This window comes from Vibrio sp. 10N.222.52.C12 (assembly GCF_041474215.1).
In the GTDB taxonomy this organism is placed as follows: Bacteria; Pseudomonadota; Gammaproteobacteria; order Enterobacterales; family Vibrionaceae; genus Vibrio; species Vibrio crassostreae_C.
Genome location: NZ_JBFRTR010000148.1, coordinates 1 through 14,394 on the forward strand (window position 1 = coordinate 1; position 14,394 = coordinate 14,394).

The following is a 14,394-nucleotide window of genomic DNA, read 5'->3' on the forward strand; positions in this document are numbered from 1 at the left end:
ATATAAATTCTTTTTATGAATGGCACACTTATTAATCAACATGTCTATATACAAATTTACAAAGATATGACTGCTGTATCCAACAATCAAATGTTTTTCTTGTAGCATAAAGTGAACCCTCTATTTTTATTTCTCGCTTAATCACTTAACAACTAAGCTTCTCAAATACATATCTAAAAGAACTTTATATCCAATAATATTAGAGTCCGTATTTTCTTTTCCACTTAGTTCATTCTGGGCTCCATCTCGCCAAGGGTACACTAGAGTGGGGTCATCATTAAAAAACACACCATTTGGAGTAATAGTTCGAGATTGATTGTAACCAAATTCATTTATATCTAAGCTGTTCAGCATATTATTACCAGCCAAAGACACATACTCTCTACCGGACAAGCTGTAATGGTATAGTGTTGGAAACACATCTTTGTGCGAACCTACTCTTTGGGGATCGTAGTTATATTCAACTTGGTCTAAAATTTTCGGTGGGACATACATATAAAAGGGAACGCCTTCCGATACAGCAATTTCATCCTTCCGTGTTGTCGCAATCGAACGAGCGCGGTGATCACCAGTTGCTGCTATCAAAGTTTTTTGGCCTAATGAAGAGTGCTTAATACTGCTAATAAATCGACCTAGCGAATCGTTAGCATATTGGTAAGTCTTCAACATGGCGTCAGCATCTTTTGCTAAAGGCCCCATAAGCTCATCTAACCTATCGCTAACCGTTATTGAGCTAGCCTTGTAGCCAGAAGGCGCTTTATACGGAGGGTGATTTGTCACAGTTAAGATATACAGCATGGTTGGCTGAGTGGCATTCTTTAGCAACTCTTCTGCATATTGAAAAGTATACTCATCAGGAACTCCCCATGTTGATGCTTGACTAGCAGCATCTGGAATGGCCTTTTTGATATCATTTTCATCTAGCACCTTATCGAACCCCTGCACCGGAAGGTAATTCGACAGGTTTCGCCACATCCCATTTCCCCCAGTCAAAAAAATCACTTCATAGCCAGCTTCTTTATATGGCAAAACGGCAGAGCTTTCTAAAGCCACTTTTTGATAATTGTTATGAGCAATTGTTGGGATCGGGCTATAAAACAACATCATCATGATGCTTTCAAGTGTGCCACTACCACCAGATACAAACCTTTCAAATACAAAATCATTTTCAAAATGAGGACGAAGCGCTCCTAGCATATCGTTTCTGCCTTGGTCATCTTCTAACAGAACATTGGTGCCCATACTTTCCATCAATGCCATTACAACATGTGGTTGGTTTTTCTCTAAATAGTGATTGATAGGCAGCGGGTAATGTGGTGTTGTTTGGCCAAGCACTTGTAGCATCTGTTGTTCTAGCTCGCTCTTATCAACAGGCTCAATTTTTGATTGGCCCTTGTAATCTGATCGAGCCCAATCAATAGCCATAAATGCATTGGGCGTCACAATATTAAGGGCTTTATATTGGGAAACATTTGCATGGTACCGTTTGAGAGGTAATGAGCCAATCGAACCTCTAGCTGCCACAAAGTAGACAGCAACAACCGAGATAACAACTACTGTCGTTTGCCAGACTTTAGGTTTTCTTGAAGAAGAACCACTAATTAGCTTATGGTCAAGCTTTCTATGAACCCACATAAAAAAACAAGCAATTGCTATAGAGCCTAAGAAAGACCAGACAATAGGATAACTCCTCCAAGCATCTCCCAAAATAGCTGAGGTATCATCATCGAAAATCCCGAATGCAAAAAGGTCTATGTAATTTCCGTACGTCACATAATAGTAGTAATTGCCGATCGAGAATGCGGTTATTAAAAAGAAAATAACTAATGAGTAATATGGTGCCCACTTTCTCCAAACACCAAAAACGTTTTGAAATTGCGCGGTAATCAAACCAGTTAAAAAGATGGGAGCAAAACCTATTGCTGTCACTTTTAAATCATATCTTGCTCCAACAAAGAACGCTTGGAAAATATCGTCACTATGTTGCTTGAGCAATACATCATCTGCAATCAAGTGTAAAAACATGCCACGTGAAATAGAAAGCAAGCATGTTGCCATCACAACTAGTGAGGCAATTAGTTTAAGAAGGTGATAATAGTTTGTCTGGCGATTTATCATAGCAAATATGTCTGAAGCGGTTAAATACTGCAAAAAGTATATCATTGAGCCGCTTTTGTGCACAGCAATCAAGATTTTTATTCAGTTTTGTTTACTTTTGGCACTCTTCGCAATAAAACGTATTGCGCTGTCCGATTTTTAGCTCTTGAATCAATGCTTCGCAGCTTGGACACTTTTCACCTGCTTTACCATACACTTGCAGCTCTTGTGCGAAGTAGCCTGGTTTACCATCAGCCTGAGAAAAATCTTTCAGCGTAGTACCACCTTGCTTGATAGCCGTTGCGAGTACTTGTTTAATCTCATCGGTTAACAAGATCCATTCGGCTTTGGTCACTTTGTTTGCCGATCGTAACGGGTGGATTTTTGCAGAGAACAAGGCTTCGTTAGCGTAGATATTCCCGACACCGACCACTACTTTGTTGTCCATGATGAACTGCTTGACTGCGACTTTACGCTTTTCTGCTTTCTCAGCGATGTAATCAGCGTTAAAGTCGTCCGTTAACGGCTCAGGACCAGAACCAAGCAACACAGAGTGGACTTCATCAGGCGCCGACCACAACCAAGCGCCAAAGCGGCGAGGGTCGTTGTAGCGCAATACTTTGCCATTGGTGAGCTTAAGATCCACGTGATCGTGCTTGGCTGCTGGAAAGTCAGCGTCTAATACGCGTAGTGAGCCAGACATACCAAGGTGAACAATGGCAGTGCCAGTATCCGTTTCAATCAATAGGTACTTTGCACGGCGCGAGATAGAGCGAATCACCTGCCCTTCTAATGCTTTTAACTCTTGTGGGATATCCCAACGCAGCTTAGGCGTGCGAAAAGTAAGGGTTTTAATGGTCTCGCCAACTAAATGAGGCGAGATCCCCATACGGCTTACTTCGACTTCGGGTAATTCAGGCATAGTTAGTCGTCCGATTTAGAGGAGTGGTTAGCGTTAAAGCTTGGAAACAGGTAGCTCTCTTCAATAGACACCGCCAACCACTGATCATTCCAGTTTTTTAACAACCAGAACTCAGGCAATTGATAATAGGTAATACGCTGGGGCTCTTCTTGGTCTTGATACCATACTTCGATGGTGTGTGGTGTATTTAACCGAGGCGTAAGGTCTGTGTAGGTCTGTGAGTCGACTTCCGTGCCCACAAGCTCTTTCCAACGTTGTGACAGCTCTTGTGCATTGGTGGCTTGAGGAAAGTCAGTATCTTCGAACTGGTAAACCCATTGATTATCTTGTTGAATGACAGACCACTTAGCAAAGTGTAACGCTTGAAGCTTTGCTGTTGGGTTCAGGAGATAAGGATAAGGGCTATCAACCTGCGGTTCAGGCTCGATAAGGTACGCTTTGATCAATGTTGGAAGGTTTAACACGCCAATAAAAGCGATCACACTGAACATGAGTATGTTGTTCCACCGGCGTCCACGATATCTCATCTGATTCTGCTCATCTAACCTATTGAACATTCAGTATATCGTGAAAGTGGCAATACTTTCTATGTTGTACAGATTTCTATCTATCAGAGGCTATATCAAGCAAGAATAATTGAGTTCCTCAAATTGTAGATATAAAAAAACCCAGCGATTAAACTGGGTTTTTCAATTCTTTCTTCTACTGAAGAAGAGCAAAAAAAGCATCAATTACTTGATTTTAGCTTCTTTGTACATAACGTGTTGGCGAACTACTGGATCAAACTTTTTGATCTCAAATTTGCCTGGCATGTTACGCTTGTTCTTATCAGTTGTGTAGAAGTGACCAGTACCTGCAGAAGATACTAGACGAATTTTCTCACGAATGCCTTTAGCCATTGCTTAATTCCTCTTAAACGTTTTCGCCACGTGCACGGATATCAACAAGAACAGCATCGATGCCTTTCTTATCAATGATACGCATGCCTTTAGCAGTTAGACGTAGTTTAACAAAACGTTTTTCGCTCTCTACCCAGAAACGATGAGTTTGTAGGTTCGGCAGAAAACGGCGCTTAGTAGCATTGCGTGCGTGTGAACGGTTGTTACCCGTTACTGGACGCTTACCAGTTACTTGGCATACTCGGGACATGAATGTCTTCTCCAATCGTTTCAGCTCGATATCAACCTTGGTGGCCGAACCTCTCTATCAATTAAAATAGAAGGTAAAAACCGTTATGGAAAATCCATACAAGGCTATCAAAGGTCGCGCATTATACTAACTTGACACGCATTGCTCAAGACCCGAACAGATCCTTTTTACGGATTTCGTGATCTTTTTTTGTGCAGCGCAGCTTGCTTGAGTAATCAGAGCTGATTTTAGGTCTAAAAATGTGGCCGGAATAATAGCAGATTTAACGCAACTAACAACCTAAAATGTGATTCAAATCCATCCACGCTCTGCAAAAGAGACAACTTCACCATCTCCAACGACAAAATGGTCGAGAACTCGGATGTCCACCAGCGCTAATGCGTCGGTTAATCGGCGTGTAATCCGCCTATCCGCTTGGCTGGGCTCAGCAACACCTGAAGGATGGTTATGAGCTAAGATTAATGCCGCCGCATTATGATGAAGTGCCCGTTTAACCACTTCCCGCGGGTAAACCGATGCGGCATCGATGGTTCCTTCAAACATCACCTCGTCCTTTATTACCCTATTTTGGTTATCGAGGAACAATATATAGAAGGCTTCTCGCTGGCGATCACGCAACATGCTCGAAAGATAAAGCTTAGTATGGCTAGGGCTCGTAAGCGCATCTCCACGAGATAAAGTCTCTGCTAGATAACGCTGCGTCATCTCTAATACAGCCTGCAATTGAACATACTTGGCCTGCCCCATCCCTTTATGAGCACAAAACTCTTCCTGTGTTGCTGAAAAAAGATGACGGAGTGAGCCAAAGTCTTTGATCAACTTGTCAGCGAGTTCCAAGACGTTCATTCCTTGTGTCCCTGTTCGCAGGAATATCGCGAGCAGTTCAGCATCACTCAAAGAATCAGGCCCTCTATTTAACAACTTTTCTCTCGGCATCGATTCGGCAGGTATTTTATCTATTGGCATATAAAGACAATCATTGGTCATGAACACAACCCATCACCTTAATGAGATCGTAATCAGAGATCCTTCGATAGAGATCAAAGGAAACGAGACACTAACAAAATCGTGTAATTGATAAGTTTGATAACACCAACTTGATGAGCGTCAACTCTGTTCGAGTTCTGCTTCTAGGCACTTATCCTTTGTTCTGATATCGTAAGTCGCAGAGAAATTAAGGAACAGAATCATGCAAACATTGGTTAATCAACTGGATAACGCTGACCTACAAGGCCTGGCTGGGAAAAAAATCCTACTTGGCATTAGTGGTGGTATCGCTGCGTATAAATGTGCCGAACTGACTCGACGCTTAATTGAACGTGGAGCACAAGTACAAGTCGTGATGACGAATGCAGCCAAGGAGTTCATTACTCCTCTCACCATGCAAGCCGTCTCTGGAAGGCCAGTGTCTGATAGTTTGCTTGATCCTGCTGCTGAGGCTTCCATGGGGCACATTGAGCTCGCAAAATGGGCTGATTTGGTATTACTAGCGCCAGCAACCGCTGATCTGATTGCGCGCATGACAGCTGGCATGGGTAACGACCTACTGACCACTTTGGTTTTAGCAACCGATGCGCCAGTTGCGGTATCTCCGGCAATGAACCAACAGATGTACAGCCACCCTGCCACTCAAGAGAACATCGCAACACTAAAACGTCGTGGTTGTGAGATTTGGGGACCGGCGGCTGGCGAACAAGCGTGTGGTGATGTGGGAATGGGTCGCATGCTAGAGCCTATGCAGCTCGTGCACCGCTGTGAAGACTTCTTCCAACCTAAACCTCTTGCTGGTCGCTCTGTGTTAATCACGGCGGGTCCAACTCGTGAAGCCATTGACCCTGTGCGTTACATTACCAACCACAGCTCGGGCAAGATGGGCTATGCTCTGGCTGAAGCGGCAGCGAAACAAGGCGCAACAGTAACTCTAGTCAGCGGCCCTGTATCACTCGCGACACCAAATAAGGTTAATCGTATCGATGTCGACAGCGCTCAACAGATGTTTGATGCGGTTGCAGCAAACGCTTCTCAACATGATATTTTCATCAGCTGCGCCGCGGTTGCCGATTATCGCCCTGAGACCATCGCAGACCAAAAGCTTAAAAAGGTCGACGGTAAAGACGACATGACCATTCAAATGGTTAAAAACCCAGATATTGTCGCTTCTGTCGCTTCAATGACCGAAGGTCGCCCATTTACTGTCGGCTTCGCAGCAGAAACTCAAGATGTTGAGAAGTACGCACGCGGTAAACTGGAAAGAAAGAACCTCGATATGATCTGCGCCAACGACGTCTCAGTTGAAGGCCAAGGCTTCAATAGCAGTAGCAATGAGCTGCACCTTTATTGGAAAGGCGGCGATAAATCTCTACCACTGGAGAGCAAAGACACACTTGGTTTCCAGATCCTCGATCAGATCCAACAGCTTATTAATGTATAAACGCACAAATTTGCTCTGATAATCTGCTGACACCTCTCGATTCTGTTGACCTAGGGCTCACAAAACTAGGAAACAGAATTGAATGGTGTTTATAATCCTTCTTCACTCAATCCTCATCTTTAGGAAAGGAAGTAAATAGATGGCTGGTACTCGAAAATCAAACCGTCGTGAAGAAATCCTACAAGCTCTCGCACAAATGTTGGAATCGACCGAAGGTGCTTCTCGTATCACAACGGTAAAGTTGGCCAAGCAAGTGGGTGTTTCTGAAGCTGCGTTATACCGCCACTTCCCAAGCAAAGCCCGCATGTTTGAAGGCCTGATCGAGTTCATTGAAGAAGCGTTGATGTCTCGAATCAACCGTATTCTGGATGAAGAGAAAGACACGCTAGAGCGCATACGCCTAGTACTACAACTTATCTTAGTTTTCTCAGAACGTAACCCAGGCCTGACTCGAATTTTATCTGGTCATGCTCTAATGTTTGAAAATGAACGCCTGCGTGATCGCATCAACCAACTTTTCGAACGCATTGAGACGCAACTTCGCCAGATCCTGCGTGAAAGAAAGCTTCGTGAAGGGAAATCATTCCCGGTTGATGAGAAAATCTTAGCCGCTCAACTGCTCGGTCAAGTTGAAGGCAGCTTGAATCGATTTGTTCGCTCAGACTTCAAATATCAACCAACAGAAAACTTTGATGCTTATTGGGCTCTGCTAAGCGCTCAGATTAAGTAACAATCAAATTAAGTAGCAATCAAATCTTAAGTGATGGTTATGACGACGAAAACTTCTCCGACAAACAGCACTGCACAACACGTTATTACTAAGCCACCCTTTACTCTGGCGTTACTCCACCCTAAATACTGGGGAGTATGGTTCGGTTTTGGGTTATTGGCGCTTATCGTTAACGTTCTCCCTTATCGCCTCTTACTGCTGTTAGGCCGATCGTTAGGCTCTTTGGGGGCTCGCTATGGTAAAAAGCGCGTCGCGGTAGCAACACGTAATTTGGAGCTCGCCTTCCCAGACAAGCCAGCAGATGAAGTCGCGGCAATGGTCAGTGAGAACTTCAAGAACACAGGTATGGCACTCATCGAAACCGGCATTACCTGGTTCTGGCCAACGTGGCGTTTCAAGCGCATCCTAGTAGATAAAGACACCCAAACACTGCGTACGCACAAAGCTAACGGTAAAGGTGTTCTTCTATGCTGTGTGCATGCCTTAAACCTAGAGATCACTGCGCGAGCAATGGCTGTTCTCGGTATTTCAGGTTTAGGTGTTTATCGCCCGCACAACAATCCGGCTTATGAATTCATTCAATACCGTGGTCGTACTCAAAACGGCAACCGCCTGATTCACCGTAAAGACGTGAAGCGTATGATTCGAATCCTGCGTCAGGGTGAGATCCTTTTCTACCTACCGGATCATGATTACGGTCGTAACAAGTCTGTGTTTGTGCCTTTCTTCGCTGTAGAAGATGCATGTACTACAACAGGCACTAGTATTCTGGCTTATACGAGCCGATGCGCACTTGTTCCGGGTTCTGGTTTTAGAAATGCCGATGGCAAGTATGAGATCATGGCCGATGAATCGATCGAAGATGACTATCCACAGAAAGATGAGAAAGCGGCTGCCGCCTACATGAACCGCTACCTTGAGAAGATTATCTTAAGAGCACCAGAACAGTGGATGTGGCTGCACAAGCGCTTTAAGACTATGGAAGACCCAGAAGCTGAACGCGGCATTCGTTACAAATAGAGCACCTATCTTCAGATAAGAAAGCAGCTCACCTCAATAGAAAAGTAAAAGGCCCGAAAGATATTTATCTCTCGGGCCTTTCTCGTTTTGAAATTCTAAACCTAGGGATCTAAACCATCAGGTTCAAAACTTCAGGCATTAGATACCATATCGAGCGCGGTACGCTTTTACTGACTCTAGATGCGCTGCGTCGGTGCCTTTCTCTTCAAGGAAAGTCACCAAGTCAGTCAGGCTAACGATTGAGATAATCGCACAACCGAAGTCACGCTCAACTTCTTGAATCGCAGACAGTTCGCCTTTGCCCTTCTCTTGACGGTCGATAGCAACAAGCACACCCGCTAAATCAGCGCCATTTGCTTGGATGATTTCCATCGACTCACGAATCGCAGTACCTGCAGTGATCACGTCGTCCACTAACATGATGCGACCTTCAAGCGCGCTACCGACAAGGTTGCCACCTTCACCGTGGTTTTTCGCTTCTTTACGGTTAAAACAGTAAGGCGTATCTACATCGTGGTGATCTGCCAGTGCAACCGCTGTCGTCGTTGCAATTGGGATACCCTTGTATGCAGGGCCAAATAGTACATCGAACTCAATGCCAGAATCAGCCAATGCTGCTGCGTAGAAGCGACCTAAACGCGCTAGGTCACGACCTGTATTAAACAATCCAGCATTGAAGAAGTAAGGGCTCTTGCGGCCAGACTTTAAAGTAAACTCACCAAACTTAAGTACTTCTTTCTCTAGTGCAAATTCAATAAATTCACGTTGATATGCTTTCATGCTCATCCTCTATGTTTACTCAATAAAACTTAACTTACGCCCTGTACCACCCTTTCAGGTTTTACAGACAAAAAAATAGCCCCCAAATTGGGAGCTATTAAAAATGACTAGTCGGCCAACGCAGCTTTCTGCGCTTCGACGATATCGGCAATGCCCTTATTAGCCAGGGCTAAAAGCTGCATCAGCTCTTCGTGGCTGAACGGTTCGCCTTCTGCTGTGCCTTGAATCTCAATCATCTTACCGTCTTCCGTCATTACAACGTTCATGTCGGTATCCGCTGCTGAGTCTTCAACGTACTCAAGGTCACACAGTGCTTGTGCACCAACGATGCCCACTGAAACTGCCGCTACGTGGCCTTTCATTGGGTTCTTTTTCAGTTTGCCGCTTGCTAGTAGGCTGTTGATAGCATCAGCCATTGCAACGCTTGCACCTGAGATAGAAGCAGTACGAGTACCGCCGTCTGCTTGGATAACATCACAATCGACAGTGATCATAATTTCACCCATTACTTTCAGGTCAACAACAGCACGTAGGCTACGAGCGATCAGACGTTGGATTTCCATCGTACGACCACCTTGCTTGCCGCTCGCCGCTTCACGACGGTTACGAGTGTGCGTTGCACGTGGCAGCATGCCGTATTCAGCCGTTACCCAACCCTTTCCTTGGCCTTTTAACCAACGCGGTACGTTTTCTTCTACCGTCGCATTACATAGAACTTTAGTGTTGCCGAACTCAACTAATACAGAACCTTCAGCATAAGCTGTGTAGTTACGAGTAATTTTAATTGGACGAATTTGATCTACAGCGCGGTCATTTGGACGCATTGGTATCTACCTTATTAACAGTCTGAAGTGATTTACTATCGAAAGAGTGCATCACCTAAGAAAGGGGTGAGACAGTTTTGATTGGGGCAAGATTATATAGCAGTTTATCGTGCAAATCTATTTACCGTTCAAAGCTATTTATCACGAAAGGCTATTTACAGTGAAAAGCGACAGGCTTCGAGAGCACACCATATCGTGATACTATGCGTGCGCGTTATTTTCAGAATGATAAAAGACAGGAAAATTCGATGATTTATAGTATGACCGCGTACGCACGCAAAGAAGTAAAAGGCGATTGGGGCAGCGCAGTATGGGAAATCCGTAGTGTAAACCAACGCTACCTAGAAACTTACTTCCGTATGCCTGAACAGTTCCGTGGTTTAGAGCCAATCTTGCGTGAGCGTTTCCGTAAGCGTCTTGCACGCGGTAAGGTTGAATGTAACCTACGCTTTGAAGCAAACCCTGCTGCAAAGGGCGAACTAAGCATTAACGAAGGTTTGGCTCAGCAAGTAATCAATGCTGCGAACCAAGTAATGACGATGACAGGTGAAGACAGCCGTTTGAACCCATTCCAAGTCATGAATTGGCCTGGTGTGATGGAAACGCCAGAGCAAGACATGGATGCCATCAACAAAGACCTACTTGAAGCATTCAACGATGCTATCGCAGAGTTCATTGATGCTCGTGCTCGTGAAGGTGAGAACATGAAGGCGCTAATCGTACAGCGCTTAGATGCAATCACTGAAGAAGTAGTGAAAGTTCGTGCACGCATGCCTGAGATCCTAGAGTGGCAACGTGAGCGTCTTCTTACCAAATTTGAAGATGCGAAAATCGAACTGGAAGGTTCTCGTGTTGAGCAAGAGCTTATCCTACTTGCGCAGAAGTCAGACGTAGCAGAAGAGCTAGACCGTCTAGATTCTCACGTGAAAGAAGCAAATGCAGTACTGAAGAAAGGTGGCGCTTGTGGCCGTAAGCTAGACTTCATGATGCAAGAGTTCAACCGTGAGTCAAACACGCTAGCGTCTAAGTCTATCAGCACAGACATCACAGCATCAGGCGTAGAGCTTAAGGTTCTTATCGAACAGATGCGTGAGCAGATCCAAAACATTGAATAACAGTCTGTAAGCTGTACACGATAAAGAATAATCAGCTTAATCAGTGTTGATTAGATCAAAATGAGCTCCTAATTTTAGGGGCTTTTTTTTATGGATACAGTAATAGTAATCAGGATGAGCAAGTGACTGGTTGTTACGTAGAAGGTTGAGTTAGAGCAAAGAACAGATACAACGATAGTTAGAACGAGATAACGGACGTAAAACAGGATTTTTGAATACTTAGAGAGGGTATTGCTAATGGAGAAGAGTGTTGCGGTAAAACTGAGGGGGGAAACAAATTTGAGAGAGAAAGTGACGCAAGTTGCTGTTGCAACCTGCGCCGACTTAAAATCTTATAGAGCTACAACGTTTGCAGCTTGAAGACCTTTTTGGCCTTGCTCTACTTCGAAAGACACTTGTTGGCCTTCTTTAAGAGTCTTGAAACCTTCAGATGCGATAGCACGGAAGTGAACGAATACGTCAGCGCCGCCGTTGTCTTGAGTTAGGAAACCGAAACCTTTCTCTTCGTTAAACCATTTTACTACGCCGTTTGTTTTGTTAGACATGATGTGTCCCTTATATAAAAATAAAAAATTAATCGCCAAAAGTGCGATGCGCTGAAAGCTTGAATTATTTAATGTATCTATGAAGCCAAGGGAAACACTGAGAATAACAATGAAGCAATACTAAGGGTTTTACTTTACAACTGATGTTTCATTTAATAACTCTGAAAACAGAGCGAGGCCATTCTTGGTGATCTGGGTCGGGTTGTAAAGCTTTATTTGAAAATAATTGATGTTTTTTTGTTCGGTTGGCTTGAATTCAAGCCCAGCTAGGTCGCCGGGCTTGATTTGTAAGACTTTGATCTCAAAAAATTTACTCGTCCGGCTGCTTAGTTCTGAGATCGACATATGGCCAGTAATAGTGACCGACTCGAATCAACAGAGTTGCTGCTGCTAAGATAAATGCCGCTAAAGATAACCAAACGATCAATACCGCATCGAGTTCTTTCATGCCCAAAGTGATGTAACGAGCAATCGCCATCATCGCGATATAGATTGGGTATCGCACTGGGATCTTACCGTTCATCACAAACTGCTGAACCATCGCCAACACTTCTAAATAGATAAACATCAGCAGAATGTCGGTCAATTGCACTCGGCGTTCAGCGAAGACATGCATGAACTCTTCGACCATCGCAAACAAGGTCGCGAGCGTGATCGCCACCAGCAATACCGCTTCCATAATGTGGAATACTTTTAAAAACGGCTTACTAAAAGATTTAGGTAAGTGAGAAGGCATAGTCACTCTTCAAAAAATAATTAATCCAGTCTCTACAATAGCATGCATCAATATAAGTCGCGTACTGTCAAAGCACCGACTTTAGGCTAACGCCATCAACTCATCGGTAACCAACATTAAGAAGCAACGGTAAAAAGCAACAAATACAAAAATGGCCCCGCATTCACTGCAGAGCCATCTGTTTGTCTTTTACTTAGCGACTTCTTAGTGACTAATTAGCCTTAAAGCAGAATCAGGTAAGTTAAGAACACCACACACAGTCCGTAGATAAGCGGGTGTACTTCTTTGCGCTTACCTGCCACAACCATTGTGAATGCGTAGCTGATGAAGCCCATCGCCATACCGTTCGCTGGAGAGAAGCTTAGCACTGTGAACATGATGGTAAAGAAGGCTGCAATGCGTGACTCTTTCTTTTCCCAGTTGATCTGACCAAGACGACCTACCATGTAGATGCCGACTACTACCATCGCCGGTGCAACCATTGCAGCCGAGAAGATAGAGAAGATTGGGTATAGGAATAGCGAGATTAGGAACAAACCTGCTACCATCACTGCCGCTAAGCCCGTTTTCGCACCTTGAGAAGACGCAATACCTGACTCAGAGAATGCGGTAATTGATGTGGTACCAAGAATAGAGCCAATCACAGTACCGCCCGCATCTGCTACTAGAGCCGATTTCGCGTTTGGCACCTTACCGTCTTTATCGATGATGCCCGCATCACGGCCAACGCCGACAATGGTGCTCAAGCCATCAAAGAAATCGACAATCAAGAATATAAGTACGATGAACAGTAGGTCGAACATTTTCTCTGGCGTGAAAGCAGAGAAATCAAAGATAGCGCCGAAGCTGCCTGCCATGCTTGGTGGCATAGCAATGAACTGCTCTGGGATTGGTGCGTTTGAAGTGCCCATGAAGACGTCAGCAAGAATCGTCAATACGATAGCAGAAACGAATGAGATGAACGTTGCTAGCTTGATGTCACGAACCATACAACCCAGTGCGATGAAGATACTCACGTAAGCGATGATCACTTTTGGATCAGAAATGTCGCCTAAGCCTACCAATACGAATGGGTTAGAAACGATGATGCCCGCATTCTTAAGACCTAAGAAAGCAATGAACAGTCCGAGAGACACGGTAATCGCCAACTTCAAATCTTCAGGAATCGATTCAATCATCGATTTACGAATATTGGTCAGTGAGAACGCAAGGTACAAAATACCAGATAGGAAGATACCGAACAGCGCTTCATTCCAAAGCACGGCAACAGATCCACTTAACAGCAGACCTTTGAAAAAGCCGTTCATACTCATGCCCGGCGCTAGCATTACAGGATAGTTGCCCCAAATGCCCATAATTAGGGTTGCGATTGCCGCAGACAGAGCCGTTGCAGTAAACACGGCACCTTTGTCCATGCCTGGAATATCACCCAAAATTGCTGGGTTAACCGCCAGAATGTAACTCATCGCCAAGAAAGTAATGAAACCCGCATACAGCTCAGTGCCAATCGTGGTTTTTCTTTCAGTGATTTTAAACATCGAATCAAGCGAGCCAGAGGTGTTCTGGGCTTTCAGGGTGGAATCGGTACTCACAACAAAACCTTTGCAATAAATTAAGAATTTGGTGATTCAAATGCTGTGAGAATAGAGAGGTCTCTACACTAAAAACTGTAGTCACCAAGGTAGGCTCGGTAGTAGAAACATCTAGTCCATATCACTAGATATATACAGCATTTAATCGTTTGCGCGGATTGTAAGGATTGAGATTAAAACTTCAACAAATTTTGTCCAGATCACATAAAAAAGTACCGATGACGAGTCATTACATTTATACAAAGATCTTTGAGAAGATCATTTGCTGATAAATAACGATCAAGCCAGTTGTTCTCAATCATCTAAATATGCTACTCTTCGCCTCCATTTTTCTGACCTAATTTTCACCAGTTGCTTCTATTAGTTTTACTCGTTATCTCTTTATAGACGTAACCAACGGCACAATTAGTAGATGCGCCATCGGAACAAAAATTAGAGTCAGTGCTATCTTTT

At 44.1% G+C, this 14,394-nt stretch carries 15 protein-coding genes and 1 riboswitch; of the genes, 4 read left to right on the plus strand and 11 right to left on the minus strand.

Annotated elements, in window-relative coordinates:
- Positions 1-141: 141 nt before the first annotated feature.
- From AB4623_RS21720 to radC, 6 genes are all read right to left on the minus strand, one after another.
- Positions 142-2,163: an LTA synthase family protein gene (locus AB4623_RS21720; protein WP_017066305.1), complete on the minus strand. Its 2,022-nt coding sequence runs from the start codon at positions 2,161-2,163 to the stop codon at positions 142-144.
- A 46-nt stretch (positions 2,164-2,209) separates the two neighbouring features.
- Entirely contained in the window at positions 2,210-3,019 is an 810-nt protein-coding gene (gene mutM / locus AB4623_RS21725) for a bifunctional DNA-formamidopyrimidine glycosylase/DNA-(apurinic or apyrimidinic site) lyase (RefSeq protein WP_372147360.1), read from the minus strand.
- 2 nt (positions 3,020-3,021) lie between these two features.
- Complete coding sequence (locus AB4623_RS21730; protein ID WP_032546317.1) at positions 3,022-3,546, minus strand: hypothetical protein; 525 nt, start codon at positions 3,544-3,546, stop codon at positions 3,022-3,024.
- 204 nt (positions 3,547-3,750) lie between these two features.
- A complete protein-coding gene (gene rpmG / locus AB4623_RS21735) occupies positions 3,751-3,918 on the minus strand; it encodes a 50S ribosomal protein L33 (RefSeq protein WP_002535344.1) in 168 nt (55 codons plus the stop codon).
- Between the two features lie 13 nt (positions 3,919-3,931).
- Positions 3,932-4,168, minus strand: coding sequence for a 50S ribosomal protein L28 (gene rpmB, locus AB4623_RS21740; RefSeq protein WP_004728407.1), 237 nt, complete (start codon positions 4,166-4,168; stop codon positions 3,932-3,934).
- A gap of 291 nt (positions 4,169-4,459) precedes the next feature.
- A complete protein-coding gene (gene radC / locus AB4623_RS21745; RefSeq protein WP_017071069.1) occupies positions 4,460-5,134 on the minus strand; it encodes a DNA repair protein RadC in 675 nt (224 codons plus the stop codon).
- A 223-nt stretch (positions 5,135-5,357) separates the two neighbouring features.
- On the opposite strand from radC, the gene coaBC reads away from it, so the two are divergent.
- The 3 genes from coaBC to lpxL all read left to right on the plus strand — a co-directional run bounded on the left by coaBC (position 5,358) and on the right by lpxL (position 8,349).
- On the plus strand, positions 5,358-6,599 hold the full coding sequence (gene coaBC, locus AB4623_RS21750; RefSeq protein WP_136979983.1) for a bifunctional phosphopantothenoylcysteine decarboxylase/phosphopantothenate--cysteine ligase CoaBC: 1,242 nt from the start codon (positions 5,358-5,360) through the stop codon (positions 6,597-6,599).
- Between the two features lie 139 nt (positions 6,600-6,738).
- Positions 6,739-7,329, plus strand: a complete 591-nt coding sequence (gene slmA, locus AB4623_RS21755; RefSeq protein WP_004741428.1) for a nucleoid occlusion factor SlmA — start codon at positions 6,739-6,741, stop codon at positions 7,327-7,329.
- 39 nt (positions 7,330-7,368) lie between these two features.
- Entirely contained in the window at positions 7,369-8,349 is a 981-nt protein-coding gene (lpxL, locus tag AB4623_RS21760; RefSeq protein WP_372147361.1) for an LpxL/LpxP family Kdo(2)-lipid IV(A) lauroyl/palmitoleoyl acyltransferase, read from the plus strand.
- 138 nt (positions 8,350-8,487) lie between these two features.
- Here lpxL and pyrE read toward each other — a convergent pair whose 3' ends face one another.
- Complete coding sequence (gene pyrE, locus AB4623_RS21765; protein ID WP_372147362.1) at positions 8,488-9,129, minus strand: orotate phosphoribosyltransferase; 642 nt, start codon at positions 9,127-9,129, stop codon at positions 8,488-8,490.
- 107 nt (positions 9,130-9,236) lie between these two features.
- Positions 9,237-9,953 (minus strand): ribonuclease PH, encoded by a 717-nt coding sequence (rph, locus tag AB4623_RS21770; protein WP_009847983.1) that lies wholly within the window; start codon positions 9,951-9,953, stop codon positions 9,237-9,239.
- A gap of 248 nt (positions 9,954-10,201) precedes the next feature.
- On the opposite strand from rph, the gene AB4623_RS21775 reads away from it, so the two are divergent.
- Positions 10,202-11,068 (plus strand): YicC/YloC family endoribonuclease, encoded by an 867-nt coding sequence (locus AB4623_RS21775; RefSeq protein WP_017059268.1) that lies wholly within the window; start codon positions 10,202-10,204, stop codon positions 11,066-11,068.
- Between the two features lie 332 nt (positions 11,069-11,400).
- Here the strand turns inward: AB4623_RS21775 and AB4623_RS21780 are convergent, their stop codons facing one another.
- The 3 genes from AB4623_RS21780 to AB4623_RS21790 form a co-directional block, all read right to left on the minus strand.
- Positions 11,401-11,613 carry a cold-shock protein gene (locus AB4623_RS21780; RefSeq protein WP_004735656.1) on the minus strand — a complete coding sequence of 71 codons (213 nt, stop codon included), beginning with the start codon at positions 11,611-11,613 and terminating at the stop codon, positions 11,401-11,403.
- Between the two features lie 310 nt (positions 11,614-11,923).
- Complete coding sequence (locus AB4623_RS21785) at positions 11,924-12,349, minus strand: phosphate-starvation-inducible protein PsiE (protein ID WP_372147363.1); 426 nt, start codon at positions 12,347-12,349, stop codon at positions 11,924-11,926.
- Between the two features lie 221 nt (positions 12,350-12,570).
- Positions 12,571-13,941, minus strand: a complete 1,371-nt coding sequence (locus AB4623_RS21790; protein WP_017062465.1) for an NCS2 family permease — start codon at positions 13,939-13,941, stop codon at positions 12,571-12,573.
- Between the two features lie 58 nt (positions 13,942-13,999).
- Positions 14,000-14,099, minus strand: a riboswitch (purine riboswitch).
- Positions 14,100-14,394 lie beyond the last annotated feature (295 nt).

Coding starts and splice junctions, on each gene's coding strand:
- mutM (WP_372147360.1), bottom strand. CDS start 3,019: ATGCCTGAATTACCCGAAGTCGAAGTAAGCCGTATGGGGATCTCGCCT.
- pyrE (WP_372147362.1), bottom strand. CDS start 9,129: ATGAAAGCATATCAACGTGAATTTATTGAATTTGCACTAGAGAAAGAA.
- AB4623_RS21730 (WP_032546317.1), bottom strand. CDS start 3,546: ATGAGATATCGTGGACGCCGGTGGAACAACATACTCATGTTCAGTGTG.
- AB4623_RS21785 (WP_372147363.1), bottom strand. CDS start 12,349: ATGCCTTCTCACTTACCTAAATCTTTTAGTAAGCCGTTTTTAAAAGTA.
- slmA (WP_004741428.1), top strand. CDS start 6,739: ATGGCTGGTACTCGAAAATCAAACCGTCGTGAAGAAATCCTACAAGCT.
- radC (WP_017071069.1), bottom strand. CDS start 5,134: ATGCCAATAGATAAAATACCTGCCGAATCGATGCCGAGAGAAAAGTTG.
- lpxL (WP_372147361.1), top strand. CDS start 7,369: ATGACGACGAAAACTTCTCCGACAAACAGCACTGCACAACACGTTATT.
- rpmG (WP_002535344.1), bottom strand. CDS start 3,918: ATGGCTAAAGGCATTCGTGAGAAAATTCGTCTAGTATCTTCTGCAGGT.
- rpmB (WP_004728407.1), bottom strand. CDS start 4,168: ATGTCCCGAGTATGCCAAGTAACTGGTAAGCGTCCAGTAACGGGTAAC.
- AB4623_RS21780 (WP_004735656.1), bottom strand. CDS start 11,613: ATGTCTAACAAAACAAACGGCGTAGTAAAATGGTTTAACGAAGAGAAA.
- AB4623_RS21720 (WP_017066305.1), bottom strand. CDS start 2,163: ATGATATACTTTTTGCAGTATTTAACCGCTTCAGACATATTTGCTATG.
- AB4623_RS21775 (WP_017059268.1), top strand. CDS start 10,202: ATGATTTATAGTATGACCGCGTACGCACGCAAAGAAGTAAAAGGCGAT.
- rph (WP_009847983.1), bottom strand. CDS start 9,953: ATGCGTCCAAATGACCGCGCTGTAGATCAAATTCGTCCAATTAAAATT.
- coaBC (WP_136979983.1), top strand. CDS start 5,358: ATGCAAACATTGGTTAATCAACTGGATAACGCTGACCTACAAGGCCTG.